16 protein-coding genes are annotated in these 16,017 nt (G+C 44.5%); 15 read left to right on the plus strand and 1 reads right to left on the minus strand.

The window, feature by feature from the left end; all coding sequences use genetic code 11:
• The first annotated feature begins 22 nt into the window (after positions 1-22).
• The 6 genes from opp1B (at position 23) to ABEW34_RS26605 (ending at position 5,211) form a co-directional block, all read left to right on the plus strand.
• Positions 23-955 (plus strand): nickel/cobalt ABC transporter permease, encoded by a 933-nt coding sequence (gene opp1B, locus ABEW34_RS26580; protein WP_430163085.1) that lies wholly within the window; start codon positions 23-25, stop codon positions 953-955.
• Positions 956-1,849: a staphylopine uptake ABC transporter permease subunit CntC gene (cntC, locus tag ABEW34_RS26585; protein WP_430163087.1), complete on the plus strand. Its 894-nt coding sequence runs from the start codon at positions 956-958 to the stop codon at positions 1,847-1,849. It abuts the gene before it with no gap.
• 4 nt (positions 1,850-1,853) lie between these two features.
• Positions 1,854-2,675 carry a staphylopine uptake ABC transporter ATP-binding protein CntD gene (cntD, locus tag ABEW34_RS26590; protein ID WP_430163090.1) on the plus strand — a complete coding sequence of 274 codons (822 nt, stop codon included), beginning with the start codon at positions 1,854-1,856 and terminating at the stop codon, positions 2,673-2,675.
• On the plus strand, positions 2,662-3,405 hold the full coding sequence (locus ABEW34_RS26595; RefSeq protein WP_430163093.1) for an ABC transporter ATP-binding protein: 744 nt from the start codon (positions 2,662-2,664) through the stop codon (positions 3,403-3,405). The genes cntD and ABEW34_RS26595 overlap by 14 nt, the downstream gene beginning before the upstream one ends.
• A 62-nt stretch (positions 3,406-3,467) precedes the next feature.
• Entirely contained in the window at positions 3,468-4,661 is a 1,194-nt protein-coding gene (gene cntE, locus ABEW34_RS26600) for a staphylopine family metallophore export MFS transporter CntE (RefSeq protein ID WP_430163096.1), read from the plus strand.
• A gap of 247 nt (positions 4,662-4,908) precedes the next feature.
• The gene (locus ABEW34_RS26605; protein WP_430163099.1) at positions 4,909-5,211 is read left to right on the plus strand and encodes a hypothetical protein; all 303 of its coding nucleotides are present in this window, start codon (positions 4,909-4,911) and stop codon (positions 5,209-5,211) included.
• 81 nt (positions 5,212-5,292) lie between these two features.
• On the opposite strand, the gene ABEW34_RS26610 is transcribed toward ABEW34_RS26605, so the two are convergent.
• Positions 5,293-5,955 (minus strand): helix-turn-helix transcriptional regulator, encoded by a 663-nt coding sequence (locus tag ABEW34_RS26610; RefSeq protein WP_430163102.1) that lies wholly within the window; start codon positions 5,953-5,955, stop codon positions 5,293-5,295.
• A 169-nt stretch (positions 5,956-6,124) separates the two neighbouring features.
• Here ABEW34_RS26610 and ABEW34_RS26615 point away from each other — a divergent pair, with 169 nt between their 5' ends.
• The 9 genes from ABEW34_RS26615 (at position 6,125) to ABEW34_RS26655 (ending at position 15,980) form a co-directional block, all read left to right on the plus strand.
• The gene (locus tag ABEW34_RS26615) at positions 6,125-7,525 is read left to right on the plus strand and encodes an MFS transporter (RefSeq protein WP_430163105.1); all 1,401 of its coding nucleotides are present in this window, start codon (positions 6,125-6,127) and stop codon (positions 7,523-7,525) included.
• 19 nt (positions 7,526-7,544) lie between these two features.
• Positions 7,545-8,909, plus strand: a complete 1,365-nt coding sequence (locus ABEW34_RS26620) for an FAD-binding oxidoreductase (RefSeq protein WP_430163108.1) — start codon at positions 7,545-7,547, stop codon at positions 8,907-8,909.
• Positions 8,910-8,963: 54 nt separating this feature from the next.
• On the plus strand, positions 8,964-9,896 hold the full coding sequence (locus ABEW34_RS26625) for a transposase (protein ID WP_430163111.1): 933 nt from the start codon (positions 8,964-8,966) through the stop codon (positions 9,894-9,896).
• Between the two features lies 1 nt (position 9,897).
• On the plus strand, positions 9,898-10,254 hold the full coding sequence (locus ABEW34_RS26630) for a HesB/IscA family protein (RefSeq protein ID WP_430163114.1): 357 nt from the start codon (positions 9,898-9,900) through the stop codon (positions 10,252-10,254).
• Between the two features lie 142 nt (positions 10,255-10,396).
• Entirely contained in the window at positions 10,397-10,579 is a 183-nt protein-coding gene (locus tag ABEW34_RS26635) for a DUF2524 domain-containing protein (RefSeq protein WP_430163116.1), read from the plus strand.
• A gap of 149 nt (positions 10,580-10,728) precedes the next feature.
• Entirely contained in the window at positions 10,729-12,381 is a 1,653-nt protein-coding gene (locus tag ABEW34_RS26640; protein ID WP_430163119.1) for a spore germination protein, read from the plus strand.
• Positions 12,382-12,407: 26 nt separating this feature from the next.
• Positions 12,408-13,511: a GerAB/ArcD/ProY family transporter gene (locus tag ABEW34_RS26645; RefSeq protein WP_430163122.1), complete on the plus strand. Its 1,104-nt coding sequence runs from the start codon at positions 12,408-12,410 to the stop codon at positions 13,509-13,511.
• Complete coding sequence (locus tag ABEW34_RS26650) at positions 13,504-14,694, plus strand: Ger(x)C family spore germination protein (RefSeq protein ID WP_430163125.1); 1,191 nt, start codon at positions 13,504-13,506, stop codon at positions 14,692-14,694. The genes ABEW34_RS26645 and ABEW34_RS26650 overlap by 8 nt, the downstream gene beginning before the upstream one ends.
• 275 nt (positions 14,695-14,969) lie before the next feature.
• The gene (locus ABEW34_RS26655; RefSeq protein ID WP_430163128.1) at positions 14,970-15,980 is read left to right on the plus strand and encodes an LLM class flavin-dependent oxidoreductase; all 1,011 of its coding nucleotides are present in this window, start codon (positions 14,970-14,972) and stop codon (positions 15,978-15,980) included.
• Positions 15,981-16,017 lie beyond the last annotated feature (37 nt).

Consider the following 16,017-nt stretch of genomic DNA (forward strand, 5'->3'; position numbering starts at 1 on the left):
TAACCAAAACAAGGAGCTTGCTATGGTCAGCTATATTATTAAACGGTCACTCCTTTCGATTCCTTTGCTTGTAATCATATCCTTTTTGACGTTTGGCTTGAACCATCTGTCTCCTTTAGATCCGGCCGAAGTCATATTGCACGCGCAAGGCGTACCGACCATAACAGATGAATTGATAGCAGAAACGAAGGCAGCGCTTGGGATGGATCGGCCCTTTCTAATCCGCTATTTGAACTGGCTCGTATCATGCCTGCAGCTCGATTTCGGGAACTCTTATGTGACCGGCAAAACCGTATGGTCTTTGCTGGCTCCTGCTTTTCTTAATACATTAAAGCTGACGTTGGTGTCGGCGGCTGCCATTATTGCGCTGTCCATTGGATTAGGTGTAGTTAGTGCACTCAGGGAAGGGAAAATGACCGATAAATCGATTAGAGGCGTTTCTTTTTTTCTCACCTCCATGCCGCCTTATTGGCTTGCAGCGCTTATGGTTTGGTATTTTTCCGTACAATTGGATTTGCTGCCGACAAGCGGAATGGACTCGTACGAAAGCTATATTTTACCGGTCCTTGTCATCACGATCAGTTATACAGGCATTTATTTTCGAATCGTTCGAAGCTCCATGTTAAGTAATATGAATGAAGACTACGTGCTGTATGGCAGGGCAAGCGGTTTGCCCGAGAAGAAAATAACGATGCATATATTGAGAAATTCATTGCAAGTTGCTGTATCTGTGTTTTGTATGGCGATCCCGATTATTTTAGGCAGCACGGTCGTTGTGGAAAATATTTTTGCATGGCCGGGGTTAGGAACGCTGAGTGTTAAAGCCATTCTTAGCAGGGATTTCCCGATCATTCAGGCGTATGTCCTTGTACTCGCCATGGCTTTTGTGCTGTTCAACACCGTTTCTGACATTATGAATGCGGCGATGAACCCTAAATTAAGGAAGGGACACTAAATGAAACAATTGCGATTTCTGTTGAAAGATAAGCTGGCCGCTGCCTCTTTAGCGGTTCTTGCTTTGACCCTGGTTGCCGGGATATTCGCTCCTTTATTTGCCCCGCATGATCCTGAAGAAGTGCATATGGAGCTTCGATATGCTGCGTCATCGTGGGAGTATTTGTTAGGCAACGATCACCTGGGGCGCTGCATTTTATCGAGATTAATTTTTGGCATCCGACCTAGTGTGCTTTGGGTGCTTGCTGCATTGGCTGTATCAGTCGGAATTGGAGCGGTTTTAGGCTTAATAGCAGGTTACTTTAGAGGGATCGTAGATGCCATTGTGATGAGAATTTGTGATGTGATGCTTTCTTTCCCGGGCTATGTCATGACCTTGGCCGTGATCGGTATTTTGGGAGTAGGCCTTGAAAATATTTTGCTCGCTTTTGTCTTGATGAAATGGGCATGGTTTGCGCGAATCATTAGAACATCTGTGATGCAATATGCCGAATCCGACTATGTGAAATTTTCCAAAGTGCTCGGTGTCAGCAACCTCAAAATAATAGCCAAGCATATTGTTCCAGTATCGCTTCCAGAAATTGCGGTCATTGCAAGCAGCTCCTTCGGTTCCATGATATTGCAGTTGTCAGGCTTTTCTTTTCTTGGTTTAGGCATTCAGGCTCCGAACGCGGAGTGGGGCATGATGTTGAATGAGGCGAGGGAAGTGATGTTCTCAAAGCCGGAATTTATGCTCGCGCCCGGTTTAACGATTATTATGATCGTATCGGCGATCAACTTTTTGTCAGATGCGCTTCAGATTGCTTTAGATCCTAAATTGTTGGCCTCCAAATATAAGCAGCAAGCACGGGGACTTGCTTCCATTGCCAGGCTTCAAGGCAAGGAGGTGGCTTAATTTTATGGCGATTTTGGAAGTGGCGAATTTGAAAATTTGGGACAGCCAGACGGGGCAGGTCATTGTTCCGGGCAGCTCCTTTCATCTCAAGCAAGGCAGCTGCCTTGCCATTGTTGGCGAAAGCGGAAGCGGCAAATCCCTCACATGCAGAGCCATCATGAGACTAAACAAGCCTGGCATCCGCCAATCTGGGGACATTTTGTTTAACGGGGTCAATCTCAGCGAGCTTCCAGAAAAGGAAATGAGGAAAAAGCGAGGCAAGCAGCTGTGTATGATTTTGCAAAATGGGATGCGTGCCTTTGATCCTTCTTGCGTGGTCGGCGTTCATTTGCGGGAAACGCTAGCCTGCCATTTCGGTTGGGGCCGTGAAGAAATAACGGCTAAAATGAAACACGCTATGGAAAGCGTGATGCTGAAAGATCCGATCGCGGTGATGAATATGTATCCGCATCAGTTGTCCGGCGGCATGCTGCAGCGGATCATGATTGCGCTCACCCTGGTGCTAGAGCCTGCTATCGTTATCGCGGATGAGCCGACGACGGCTCTTGATACGATCTCGCAGTTCGAGGTCGTTGAACAATTTATTCAATTGCGGGAGAAAATGGGCTGCTCAATGATTTTTATTTCTCATGATTTGGGCATCGTCCGAAAAATAGCGGATGACGTTCTGGTTATGAAAGAAGGGGAAATTGTGGATCGCGGGACGAGGGCTTTTATTTTCTCGGAGTCTGCGCATGCCTATACCCGATATTTAGTATCCTCAAAGCAAGCGCTGAATGATCATTTCAAGCGATTAATGGGAGGCGTTAGTCTTGCTCAGCGTTGATCGTGTTCATAAAACCTATATAAAAGGCGGATTATTCTCAAAAGAAATACAGCAGGTGCTGACAGACATTAGCTTCGAATGCGGGCAGGGTGAATGCTTGGGCATTATCGGGGAAAGCGGAAGCGGCAAATCGACATTGGGACGATTACTATTGGGGCTTGAAAAGCCTGATAGCGGAACGATTTTATTTGAGGGGAACAACGTAGAGGATCGACGAGCGAGAAGGGGACAGATTAGCGCTGTATTTCAGGACTATTCCTCTTCCATTAACCCCTTTTATACAGTAGAACAGGCACTGATGGAGCCTTTGAAGCAGCAAAGCAGAGGTCGCCTTGAAGCTCAGGACAAAATGGATTTGCTCCTGCAGCAGGTGGGCTTAAATCCGTCCTATCGAAAAAAATACCCGCATGAGCTTTCGGGTGGGGAAGCACAACGCGTGTGCATCGCAAGAGCCGTTGCAACAAAGCCGAAATGTATTTTATTAGATGAAGCGATCAGCTCTTTGGACGGCTCCGTGCAAATGCAGGTACTGGAATTGCTGAAAAGCTTGAGGAAAATTTACAACATGGCCTACATTTTCATCACCCATGATATTCAGGCTGCCGCTTATATTTGCGATAGAGTTATGATGATTAGAAACGGCCGAATCGAAGAAATGGTCAAAGTCGAACAATTAAAAGATGTCCAGTCAGCGTATGCCAGGAAATTGCTGCAGATGATCATTACCTGACGCTAGCAGCAAAGAGAGTTCCAGAGTCAGTCACAAGGAGAATAGAGGAAGGAGCAGAAGTGGTGAGAGGAGCTCTATCATGGCCTTTTGTGCGATTATATATTTTGACCCTCTTGTATTTTAGTGCAAACTCCATACTTAATGTCATTATCCCCTTGAAGGGTGAATCGCTTGGCGCTACCAATACAACGATCGGTATCATTATGGGGGCGTATTTATTTACAACGATGTTTTTTCGGCCATGGGCGGGCAAAATGATTCAAAGGTACGGGCCCATCCGCGTGCTGAGGACCATTCTTATTGTGAATGGCTTTGCTTTAATCCTATATACGTTTACAGGATTAGAGGGCTATTTCGTCGCTCGCATGCTGCAAGGCGTATGTACGGCTTTTTTCTCCATGGCTTTGCAACTGGGCATTATTGATGCGCTGCCAGAAAAGGATCGTTCACAGGGGATTTCCATGTATTCCTTATGTGCTTCGATGCCGGGTATTATTGGCCCATTGCTGGCTTTAGGCATTTGGCAAACCGGGCAGATGAATGATTTTACAGTGGCCATGATTGCCATTGCTGTCCTTACAGGCGTAGTAGGGTATAGCGCCAAAATGGACAATCAAGAGGCCAGGCCTCTTCCCGACAAGTCAGAGCAGGGGGCAAAAATGTCCGCTTCCTTTGGCCAGTTATTCAAAAACCCGCATTTGTTCAAATGCAGTGTGCTGATGCTGATCGCTTCCCTTGTATTTGGAGCGGTGACCACCTTCATACCGCTTTACGCTGCACAAGTCGAAGGTGGCAATGCGGCTATTTATCTCATGCTGCAGGCAGGAGCGGTAGTAGTGGCCCGCTTTGTATTACGAAAGAAAATCCCATCAGACGGAAAATGGCATTCTTCTTTTGTCATGGTCATTATGCTGATATTAGCTGCGGCAGCGTTATGCGTCAGCTTTTCAGCAACGGGCGGAGCCGTGGTTTTCTATGTCGGTGCTGCTTTAATGGGGATCGCTCAGGCGCTGCTTTATCCTACGTTAACGACTTATTTAACTTTCGTATTGCCGCAATTGAATCGTAATGTATTAATTGGTTTATTTATTGCGATGGCGGATTTGGGCGTTTCGCTTGGCGGTGTCATTATGGGGCCGGTAGCGGATATTTTTTCATATTCCTTTATGTATATGATTTGCGCGATTTTAGGCATGTCGATGATTGTTTTTTCTTATGAGCGACGTAAAATTTTTGTTGAATTCAGGGGATTATAAGCACGATCCTTATAATGGGCTTATATTTCAATGCGAAATGGTAGCTTTGCTGCCAGAGGACGGGGGCAGCCGTTTACGCTTGGGTTAAAATAAAGCAGCTGCGTGAAATCAAGGCTTGGGCTAGTATCACGCACTCCAAGCTGCAGAAGTAGGGGAGGCCATAGCCTTCCATGTCAAACGTACAGGCCACAACACCTTTCTGCGAATACAATAACGTGTATTCCAAAACCGAAAGGGGATAATTATTTTGAAACGAAATAATTACTATAATATGGATATGAATATGGGTAATGTAGGCGGTATGAATGACATGAACTTTTGTCCCGATTGTCCAACGCAGACGATCTATGATCCTCCGATCGTACAATACGAGAACTACTACCACCCACAGCTTGTGAATGTCGTTCAAAATATTGAAACAGTGAAGCAGCATCATTGTTGTCCTGTTTATAAGCAGCATTTCACGCATACGGAGAAAAATGTTATGGTTTCGAGTATGAAACGCGCGAAGCGGGCTAAAGCATCTGCTAATAAACGTTCAAAAAAATAGGCTGAATAGTAAACTAAGACCCGTAGGAACAGCTGCTTGGTGAGCCAAGCGACCGTCTTGCGGGTCTTTATTTAAGCAGAATTAGGCTTGCTTGCCTATGCTAACCCTGTAGACACAGTTTCGGCCTCCCACCAAAATATGCTCCACTCGTTCGATAAGCGCCTGCTCTCCGAGAACAGCTCGGAATAAATGCAGCTCATTTTTACATAACCCGGTACAGACTACGGCAGCCTCGCAAATCGGACAATGCTTCTCAATAAATAGATAGGTCCCATCGTCTTGCTCTTTAATCTCGGCCATATAACCTTCATTTGTTCGAATCTTGGCCAGCTTCTCAAGCTTGTCCCTTAGGTCCGATGCGTCACCAAGGTGCTGAAGATATTGCGCTTGCATATTTTTATCCCGGACAGCGAGCAGCTTGTCTAACCCCTCGTTTCCGAAAGCCTCTCTCATCGAATGGATCAAACTGACGGACAATTCCGAATAACCGCTTGGAAAAAAACGATTAGCTTCGGGAGTTAATCTCCATAGCTTTGCCGGCCGGCCCATGGGGCGGGCTTCTTCTTCATGTGTAACTAATCCTTCTTCTTTCAGGGCATTTAAATGCTGGCGAATCGCCATTCCAGATAGCAAAAATTCGGAGGCTAGTGCCATCACATCCATCCCGCCCTGCTGCTTTAGCAGATCAATGATCGCTCTTCGGGTTCTGGTTGAGGAATCTTTATTGGTTTGATTTCGGCTCATGGTGCCCTCCTTATTAAGTAACTGGATCTACTACATCTCTCCTTACATTTTAAATAAAAATGTTGACAAAGTCAAAGGCGAACGGTACCGTATACTTTGTAAAGAAAAATGTTTACTAAGTATCCGGATACGATGTATACATAACAATCTTGTTTGGAGGTCAATTTTAATGTCTAATCATCAAAGCATTTTCAGCCCGCGTTACTTTGCATTGTCTATAGGAATTATCCTGTCCGTGATGGCGGTTGGATTCGAGGGCCTTTCGGTAACGACGATTGCTCCTTCCATCGCTGGCGACTTGAACGGCATTGACCTATTTGGCTGGATATTCAGCACGTATCTGCTTGCGCAGATTATTGGCACCTTGGTCGTCGGTCGTATCATTGATCGAAAAGGGCCAGCAGCACCGTTCACTTACGCCCTGTTATTATTCATCGTTGGACTGATCGCTGCGGCGACAGCAAGTGATATGTATATGATGATTTTGGCCCGAGCCATGCAGGGCCTAGGTGCCGGTGCCATGATGACCTGTGTTTACACGGCAATATCTTTAAGCTACCCCGATGAATTACGCGCAAAAATACTCGGAGCATTCGGTACTGCCTATGTGCTTCCATCTATGCTAGGTCCATACGTTGCAGGCCTTATCGCAGACCAGTGGTCATGGCGGTTTGTTTTCTGGGGAATATTACCGATCCTGATCGTTTCAGCACTGCTTAGCCTGCCTGCTTTTAGGAAGCTGAAAACGCAGGGGACACAAGGGGAAAAGGGAGCTGCCGCTACATGGATGGCGTTGCTATTGACGGTCGGTACGGGGATTTTATTAGTTGGTCTCAGCAAGCTGCCGACCATTACAGGGTTTGTATTAGCCATTATCGGCTTAGTGCTAATGGTATATCCGCTGCGCAAACTGCTCCCTAAGGGAACGCTTGCTATGAGAAGAGGCATGCCGGCTATTCTCGCGACACGTGGGCTATTCTTCGCCGCTTATACGAGCACACAAAATTTTCTGGTATTGGCTTTAATAGATGTGAAAGGAATTACGCCTTCTCAGGCCGGATTAATTGTAGCTAGCGCCGCACTGAGTTGGTGCGTCATTGCTTATCTGCAAGGACGTTGGGATTCGGCAGACCAGGGACGTGGACGTCATACAAGAATTATTCTTGGTGTGCTGCTGCTTGCAATTGGGATAGCCTTTGTATTTTGGGTACCTGTTGTAACCGTTGCTGTGGCGGTTATTGGCCAAATTATAGCGGGAATCGGAATTGGATTGGCGCATCCGATTAGCGGCGTTGTGGCCTTTTCCCAAACAGGCGAAGAAGGGGTTGGCAAAACCTCGGCAAATCTGCAATTTGCGGATTCTTTTACACCGGGCGTCGTTATTGGGATAGGCGGTTCCATCCTAGTTGTTTGTCAAGCTGCTGGGATGTCGATGCAAGCTGCATTAACGGTAACGATGGGCTTTCATCTCTTGTTAATCGTTATGAGTTTATTGGCTAGCACGCGGATTACACCAGCAACTGAATCAAATAGAGCAAGTCTTCAAACTTCAGGCTTGAAAAACAAATAAACGAAAGGAGAGATGTACAATGTTTAACACCTTAAAAGCTAATATTGATGGAAATCTCATTTTACCAGGAGAGCAAGGGTACGACGAAAGAAGAAAAGTGTGGAATTTGGCCATTGATAAATATCCGGCAGCCATCTTAGTTTGCAAGACTGCAACCGATGTTGTCGCTGCCGTTCAATTTGCCAAAGAGAAAGACATCCCCGTTTCCATTCGGGGTGGTGGTCATCATGTTGCTGGAACAGCCGTTTGCGATAAAGGTATCATGATTGATTTATCCGATATGCGTAAGGTTACCGTAGACACTGTAAGGCGTATAGCTGTTGTAGAACCAGGTGCAACTTTAGGGGATGTCGATGCACAGACGCAGAAATACGGTCTAGCTACTCCGACAGGAACGGTTTCAGAAACGGGCATTGCGGGACTCGCTTTATGCGGTGGACTCGGTTATCTAAAAGGGATGTACGGCATAACAAGCGACAATTTGATTTCGGCGCGTATCGTTACTGCTAACGGGGAAGAGATTCAAGTAAGCGAACAGGAAAATCCCGATTTGTATTGGGCCATTCGTGGTGGCGGGGGCAACTTCGGAGTCGTCACTTCTTTCGAATTTCAGCTTTACCCTATAGGTCCTGAAGTTTTGGCTGTCGATGTCATGTATGACTATAAAGATGCGAAGCAGATTTTGCAAAAAGCGCAGGCTTTCCTGCAGCAGGCGCCGGATGAAGTGTCCTTTAATATGATGACCTTCCAGCTGCCTTCGCTGCCTAGTGTGCCTGAAGCACTGCATAACAAACGCGTTATTGTAATTGCCGGGCTATATGCAGGTGATAAGGCTGAGGGGGAAAAGGCCATTCAACCGCTGCGTGAATTGGCTAGCCCAATTACCGATCAAACGGGTATCGTCTTTTATACTGAATTACAGAGTAGATTCGACCTGGCAGCTCCGAAAAATGTTCCCGTTTATGGAACGTCACTTTTTGTTAAAGAATTGAACGATGAAATCATTGATACGCTGCTCAGCAAACTGGAAAACCCTCCAAGACCGTCTTTACTGGTACAATTCTGGAGCTGTCACGGCCGGATGAATCGCATACCTTCCGATGCTACCGCATTTGCTGTTCGTGATGCATCGTTTCTTCTCAGTTTGGATGTCGACTTTCCCATGGAGGAAGCGGGGAAGTGTAAAGATTGGATAGAATCCGTTTACGAGGCGTTGTTGCCCTATTCGCTTCGCAAGTCATCTTATCTGAATACCGTTCGAGCCGATGAGCAAATAACGAAAGATGCCTATGCAGCTAATTACGAGAGGCTGCTCGCCATCAAGAAGCAATACGATCCGACAAACTTTTTCCGCAAAAATCATAATATTGACCCGCAAATTTAGTTTTCTTTTTGCAGGATTAATACTGCTGAGCGATGGGGGTAGACCTTTTGAGGAGTGTTCGCCTTGCTTTCGAAAAACCGGCATGAGGAAAATCGTAAAATATATTTTCGATCCGAATTTACTTTTTGCCCGCATTGTGAGAAGAAATTACAGCGTGCCCATACGGCTTGGCACAAAGAAATTACGACGTTAAACGGTGTCATTGAAGCTTGGAGTATAGCCTACACATGCAAAAATATGATTTGCTCGCACAAAGGCATCTTCTACAAATCAGCGGAAGCCGAAATGCTCGGTATGAAACAGTCATCCTATGGTGGGGATGTGCTAAGCCTTGCAGGAGAGGTGTGCTTTACGCCACATATGACGGTAAGCGAACTCACGGCAGCACTTCATGTGACGACTGAGCTCAATGGCGGCATCCTTTTGTCGATGCACGGTGTGCAGCAAAAAAAGGGGAACGAAACGCTCCACATCTTATATGAAGTATTTAGCGGCACGGTAATTGCTGCAAAAAATATGGAAAGTGGAACGGTTGCGGAACTTCAAGCTCTCATTTTGCCAGTCATTAAACTAGGATTTCCGATTGTAGGTATCGTGTTTGATGGCCAGTATAGTTTGCGCTTGGCCTTTGAAGGCTTGCTTCCCGGTTTACCTTACCAATACTGCCATTACCGCTATATCTCTACACCAATAGCGGTTGCTGATCGCAAACTAAAAAAGCGACTGAAAAACAATATGCGAGCTATAAGAGATTTTGAAAGAAAAATCGAGCAAATGGAAAAAAACATCAGCAAGCAATCAGATGAAGCCGACACTTCAATTGGTGGAATGGCTGAAATTAATCTGGCCAAGAAATATATCGCAGCTGCTCGGGCTTTATTGTTGGAAGGCGGGAATTCTCCTCCTAACCTCCCCGGTATGCTGATCTATGAACGAGCACAAGCCATTCAGGCTTCGTTATCCCGATACTTAGTGAGGAGTGACTGAGATGATAGAAATCAGTGAAAAGGCCAAATCGGCTATCTATCAAATGATCTTGGACAAAAATATTGCTGATCTGTTTCTTCGAGTAGGTATTGAAGACGGCGGATGCAGCGGATTATCTTACAATATTAAACTAGACGACCTGTTGACGGAAGAAGATGAGGTATTGCCGACTGAAACCTTCAACATCGTATGGGATAAACGGAGCATCGAATTTTTGGAAGGGATCAAAATTGACTACCAGAATCAAGGCATGACTGGCGGATTTACGATCGACAACCCTAATGCGAAAGCCTCCTGCGGCTGCGGCGCGAGCTTCAGAACAGCAACCTACAAAGGAAGCCGTAAAAAGTGTGACTGAACTAACAATTGAAATTTAGGAATAGAGGGGTGTGGAAAAAGGTCGAGGCATAGGCGTTAGTGAAATCTGAGGGAAATGAATAAATGAATGGAAATTCATCATAATACTCAAGTACACTTACCTATGGATTGGGGGATATAACATGCTCGATAGCCTCGAGAGTAATTATGATTGTGCAAATGCGGGAGATGATTTGCATCAACTCAAGCAGGAGCTCGAATCGCTTCGTCAACAGCAAGCGGAAGACAAAGAAGCACAAGAAGCGATCAATCGACTTGAAAATCAAATTTCGTTCATATTGAACAAATGTGATATCAACCACTAGTCTGAATTTGTAAAAACGGAACTCTAGCCCGATTTAGATCGTCAACTTCGATCTAAATCGGGCTTTTTGATTTTTTGAAAAATGGTGCATGAAAAGAAAATAAAGGGACAAGTTAAAATTGAGCTTTATTTAGGAAAGGATGGACTAGCGTGTGGTCTGTTATAATATCGCACCTCCCTGATTGGAAAGTTTGTGCGCAGGCTATTTTAAGCCTGATCATTGCTATTACTCTTTATTATCTAAATAAATATTTGCGGACATTAGTTACAAAAAAGAATGCTCCTATTCAAAAAGAATGGAAGAGTAAACACCATGCCGCTCCTTCAAATTTGTCCGAAGATTATGAAGAAAATTTGAATGCAATTAAACAAGCCATTGGCAGTAACAGTGATGTCCATTTTCGTGAATTTCAAATAACAGAATTTCATGCTCGGGCTGTGCTCGTTTTTGTAGATGGGATGCAAAATGAAGAGCTGATCAGCAAGCAGATCATGAAAATTTTAATGAAAGATGTTAAGCAGGATATGACGGACGGAAGCCATTTCGTTAATCCATTGGAGTTCTCCTCGTATCTTAAAGATAAAGTATTGCCTGTTTGCGAAGCCTATGAAGTTGCAGAGCTTCATGGCTTAAATCAATCCATTTTGATGGGTTTTACAGCCTTGTTCATTGAAGGCATGCCCCATGCCCTGCTTATTGGCTCATCAGGTATGAAGACCAGGGCCATCAATGAACCAAGCTCTGAAGCTTTGCTTCGAGGTCCTCGTATCGGTTTTACCGAGGTATTAAGTGAGAATACATCGATGCTGCGCAGACAAGGCTACAGTGAAGATCTGGAAATAAATATGTACGAGGTAGGAACTCGAATTAAAAAGAAGCTGGTTATTGCTTACATGAAGGAAATTGTTAATCCAGACCTGCTTCAGGAGGTAAAAGATCGAGTTGGAAAAATCAATATGGATTTCATCGCTGAATCCGGTTATGTGGAACAGCTCATTGAAGATGATTACCTAAGCCCATTTCAGCAAGCTCAAAATACTGAACGCCCGGATCGGGTCATTAGCGGATTGTTAGAAGGAAGGATTGCGATTCTATTGGACGGTACTCCTTTTGCTCTAATTGTTCCAGTAACGTTTAGCATGCTGCTGCAATCGCCTGAGGATTATTATGATCGGTGGCTGCCGGGGACCCTGTTGCGTATGCTGCGATTTTTTGCAGCGTTCTTGGCCCTTATGGCACCAGCTTTGTATATTTCGTTTATTTCCTTCCATCCGGGCTTAATCCCGACAGAGCTTGCCGTTACGATCATTGAAACCAGGCAGGGTGTCCCCTTTCCTTCATTGATAGAAGTGATGATTCTGGAAATATCGATTGAAATATTGCGTGAGGCTGGCATTCGATTGCCTAAGCCTATTGGACCGGCAATGGGTATTGTGGGCGGTTTGATCATTGGTGAAGCCGCGGTCCAGGCCGGAATTGTCAGTCCATTTTTGGTGATCGTAGTCGCTGTGACGGCTATATCTTCTTTCTCGATACCCGTATATAGCGCAGGCATTACATTGCGTATTTTGCGTTTCGCTGGCATGTTGTGTGCGGCAGTGCTAGGGATGTTTGGAACCATATTGTTCATATTGTTAATTTGCGGTCATTTAAGCAAGCTGAAAAGCTTTGGAGTTCCTTATGTTACTCCGATCTCGCCGTTTCGCTTCAACGACTGGAAGGATTTATTTCTGCGTTCCCCGCTGCCTTTTATGAATAAACGACCGGATATGATGAAGACGCAAGACAAGAAACGAAGATAGTAACGGCTTAGAGAGGAGGCGCAAATGTGTTTATACGCAGCGATGATAAAATCACGACAACGCAAACCTCGATCTTTTTAACAGATACAGTACTGGGGGCCGGTATCTTGACCTTGCCTCGAAGTGTGATTGAAGCTGCACAAACACCAGATGTCTGGCTATCTGTGCTATTAGGCGGCTTTATCGTCATTTTGTTAATGATGGTTATGGTGAAATTAAGCCAGCATTTTCCTAATAACACGGTATATCAATACTCTAAACGAATTGTAGGCACTATCCCTGGCGGAGTTTTAGGTGTTTGCTTGATTTGTTATTACATTATTATTGCCGGTTTCGAGGTAAGGGTATTTGCAGAGATAACCTTGTATTATTTGCTGGAAGGAACTCCGATCTGGGCCATTGTCATTCCCTTTATTTGGGTGGGCACCTATATTTGCTTTGGAGGGATTAATTCCATTGCACGTGTTTTTCAAATTATTTTTCCGATTAGCATTCTGATACTAGTGCTTTCTTATTTCCTCAGTATACGATTATTTAATATCGATAATTTGCGTCCTGTTTTAAGCGAAGGCGTCCTCCCCGTATTTAAGGGATTGAAATCAACAGTACTTATATTTACAGGATGTGAAGTAATTATGACTCTCGTTGCCCATATGCAGCATCCCGAGCGGGCAGTCAGAGCGACTGTTGCAGGAATAGGCGTTCCTTTTGTGCTATATCTTCTGACTGTAGTCGTCGTCATAGGGGGAATGTCAATTGATTCGGTGCTGAATAGCACTTGGCCTACAATCGACCTTCTGCGTAGCTTTGAAATTGCCGGATTAATTTTTGAGCGTTTTGAGTTTCCGTTTCTAGTCATTTGGATGATGCAGTTATTTTGCAATTTCACCAGTTTTTACTTTAATGCTTCGTTAGGAATTTCTCAGGTTTTTAACCTAAAAATTCACCCGGTGATATTTGGATTAATCCCCGTAATATTCATCACAACGATGCTTCCTGGGCGAATAAATGAAGTTTTTAAGCTAGGTGATACGATAGGAAAGATGGGAATCTTTTTGTTTTTTCTCGTGCCTGTCCTGCTTACTGTCATATTACTCTTTAGAAAGAAGGTTTTGAATCATCATGTATAGATTTAAAAATTTGCTTACTTTACTTCTTTTATCGTCACTTGTTGTCACTCAAGGCTGCTGGAGCAGTAAAGAAATTGAGGATTTAAGTGTTTATGCAGGTCTGGCTCTGGATGTAGGTGAACGGCCTGAAGTTGAACGCAATCTGGAAAGAGAAGGCGCCAAATATGAGAAAAAAAATCTGATTACAGCTACCATACAAATTGTTCCAATAAAATCGTTCGAACGGCAAGAAAAGTCAAAAGAGAAGCAGCTGTTGAAGTATTCAAATTTGCGCCTAACAGGGGATTCTGTCTTTGAAATTATGCGCCAATACTCAACAAGAAGGGAACGTCCAGTCATCGGGCATCATCTTAAAGTCATAGTAGTATCTACAAAAGTGGCACAGCAGCATAAGATGGACCAACTAATGGATTTCGTGCTGCGTGATAATGATATACGTCCAAGCTGCCGGGTATTTTTTAGCAAGAGGAAGGCCTATGATACCTTTATTAGTAATCAACCGGAAGAAGTTCCCGCTTTTCGGATAAACTCGATGATCAATAATAGTTTCAGAACCAATAAGATAATGAACGAGGTCAATCTAACTAAGATCGATGGATTGCTTCATTCCAAGCAAAGCTTCTTGCTGCAAAATATCGTTAGTTCAAAGGGGGAAATAGAATTTTCAGGGGCCGGCATCATTAAGGGGAGTACAAGCAAGTGGATAGGCGATTTGAATCAGGAAAATGTGGAAAGCCTATCCTGGATTCAAGGAACAGGTCAAGGAGGAGTAATCAAAAGTTATAATTGGAGAAATGAGATCATTACCTATGAGATTAAATCCATGAAAAGTAAAATGACTGCAAAATTACAGGGAGATGCGATTTCCTTTCACGTTGCTATTGAATCAAATGGGAGACTAATTGAAAATTGGGATACGAAAGAAAATCCATCCGAGCTAGCTTATTTAGAAGGAGCAGAGAAGGTTTTTGAAAAAAGATTAACAACTATGATTGATCAGGTTATGCGGAAAATGCAGTCGAAATACAAAGTGGATGTAGCTGGATTTGGGAAAGTACTCTCTATTAAATATCCGCAGAAATGGAAAATGGTAAAGGATAACTGGGATGAAGTGTTCAGCCGGGTTCCCGTAACCTTTGAGATCAAACTGAAGATTACTGATTTTGGTTCTTCGACAAAATAAGCTCAGTTAGGGCGAGTATGCAAACATGTAATTTCATCTATCCTCGATATCGATTAAGTATAGTTAGTGTACAACCTGTAATAGGTAGTCTTTCCAAGAGAGTTACATGATATTGACATGTAATATTTCGCATGCAATAATATATGCGTGCGAATGCATTTATTTTTCTGTGATAGTGGCGAATCGTCAAGTGGATAGTAATGGAAATATAAATATACCCGTTTCTGTCTTGGATCTTACCCATAAGCCCACAGGGAAAAGGAGGAATGTTCAATATGATTAAATTAGGTGTGCTTGACCAAGTACTTGTCCCTGAAGGCCAGACAGCCACAGAAGGACTGCAGCAATCGACTCGTCTCATACAAGCGGCGGAGGAACTGGGCTACTCCCGTTTTTGGGTGTCCGAGCATCATTCTATGCCTGCGCTTGCTTTCTCAAGTCCGGAGGTGCTGATCGCCCATTTGGCAGCTGCAACTTCCCGTATTCGTGTCGGTTCTGGCGGTATCATGCTTCCTCACTACAGTGCCTACAAAGTTGCTGAAAATTTTCGGCTGCTGGAGGCGCTTCATCCAAGCCGCATCGACCTAGGTTTGGGTCGGGCACCGGGCGGTATGCCGCTTGCAACCAGAGCGCTACAACAGGATAAATACGTTGATGTGAATAAATACCCTCAGCAGGTGCAGGATATTATCGGCTATTTGCATGGTTCAATGCCTGCTGGGCATCCGTTTGAGAAGCTGCTCGCTGCACCAGCTATTTCGACAGCACCTGAAATATGGCTGCTTGGTTCCAGTGGAGAGAGTGCAAGAATAGCGGCAAGGCTAGGCACTTCTTATGCATTCGCGGAGTTCTTCGGCACGCCTGGCGGAGAAGAGGCGATGCAGCATTATAACGAGCATTTTAAATCTAACAACATTTTAAAAAATCATCCACGTTCTATAATTGCAACCATTGTGATTTGCGCTGAAACGGAAGAAGAAGCGAATCGATTGGCGATGAGCAGCGATTTGTTATTCCTCGGTATTCAAACAGGTCTGGAGGTGCCATTTCTGCCCTCTGTGCAGACTGCAGCCGATTATCCGTATACGGAGCAGGATCGGCTTCATATTCTGCAAACTCGCCAGCGGCGGGTTATCGGTACGCCGGACCAGGTAAAGAAACAACTGCTTCTGATGAGCAAGGAATACAATGTTGGGGAGATTCTCATCAATAGCCCGATTTATGATGAGAAAGCACGAATCCATTCCTACAAGCTGATTGCGGATGCATTTGGGATGAGTGTGTAACAGCTTGAATTTCTAAAGCATATAAAAACAGGTTCGT

The organism is Paenibacillus algorifonticola, from assembly GCF_050481745.1.
Taxonomy (GTDB): Bacteria; Bacillota; Bacilli; order Paenibacillales; family Paenibacillaceae; genus Pristimantibacillus; species Pristimantibacillus algorifonticola_A.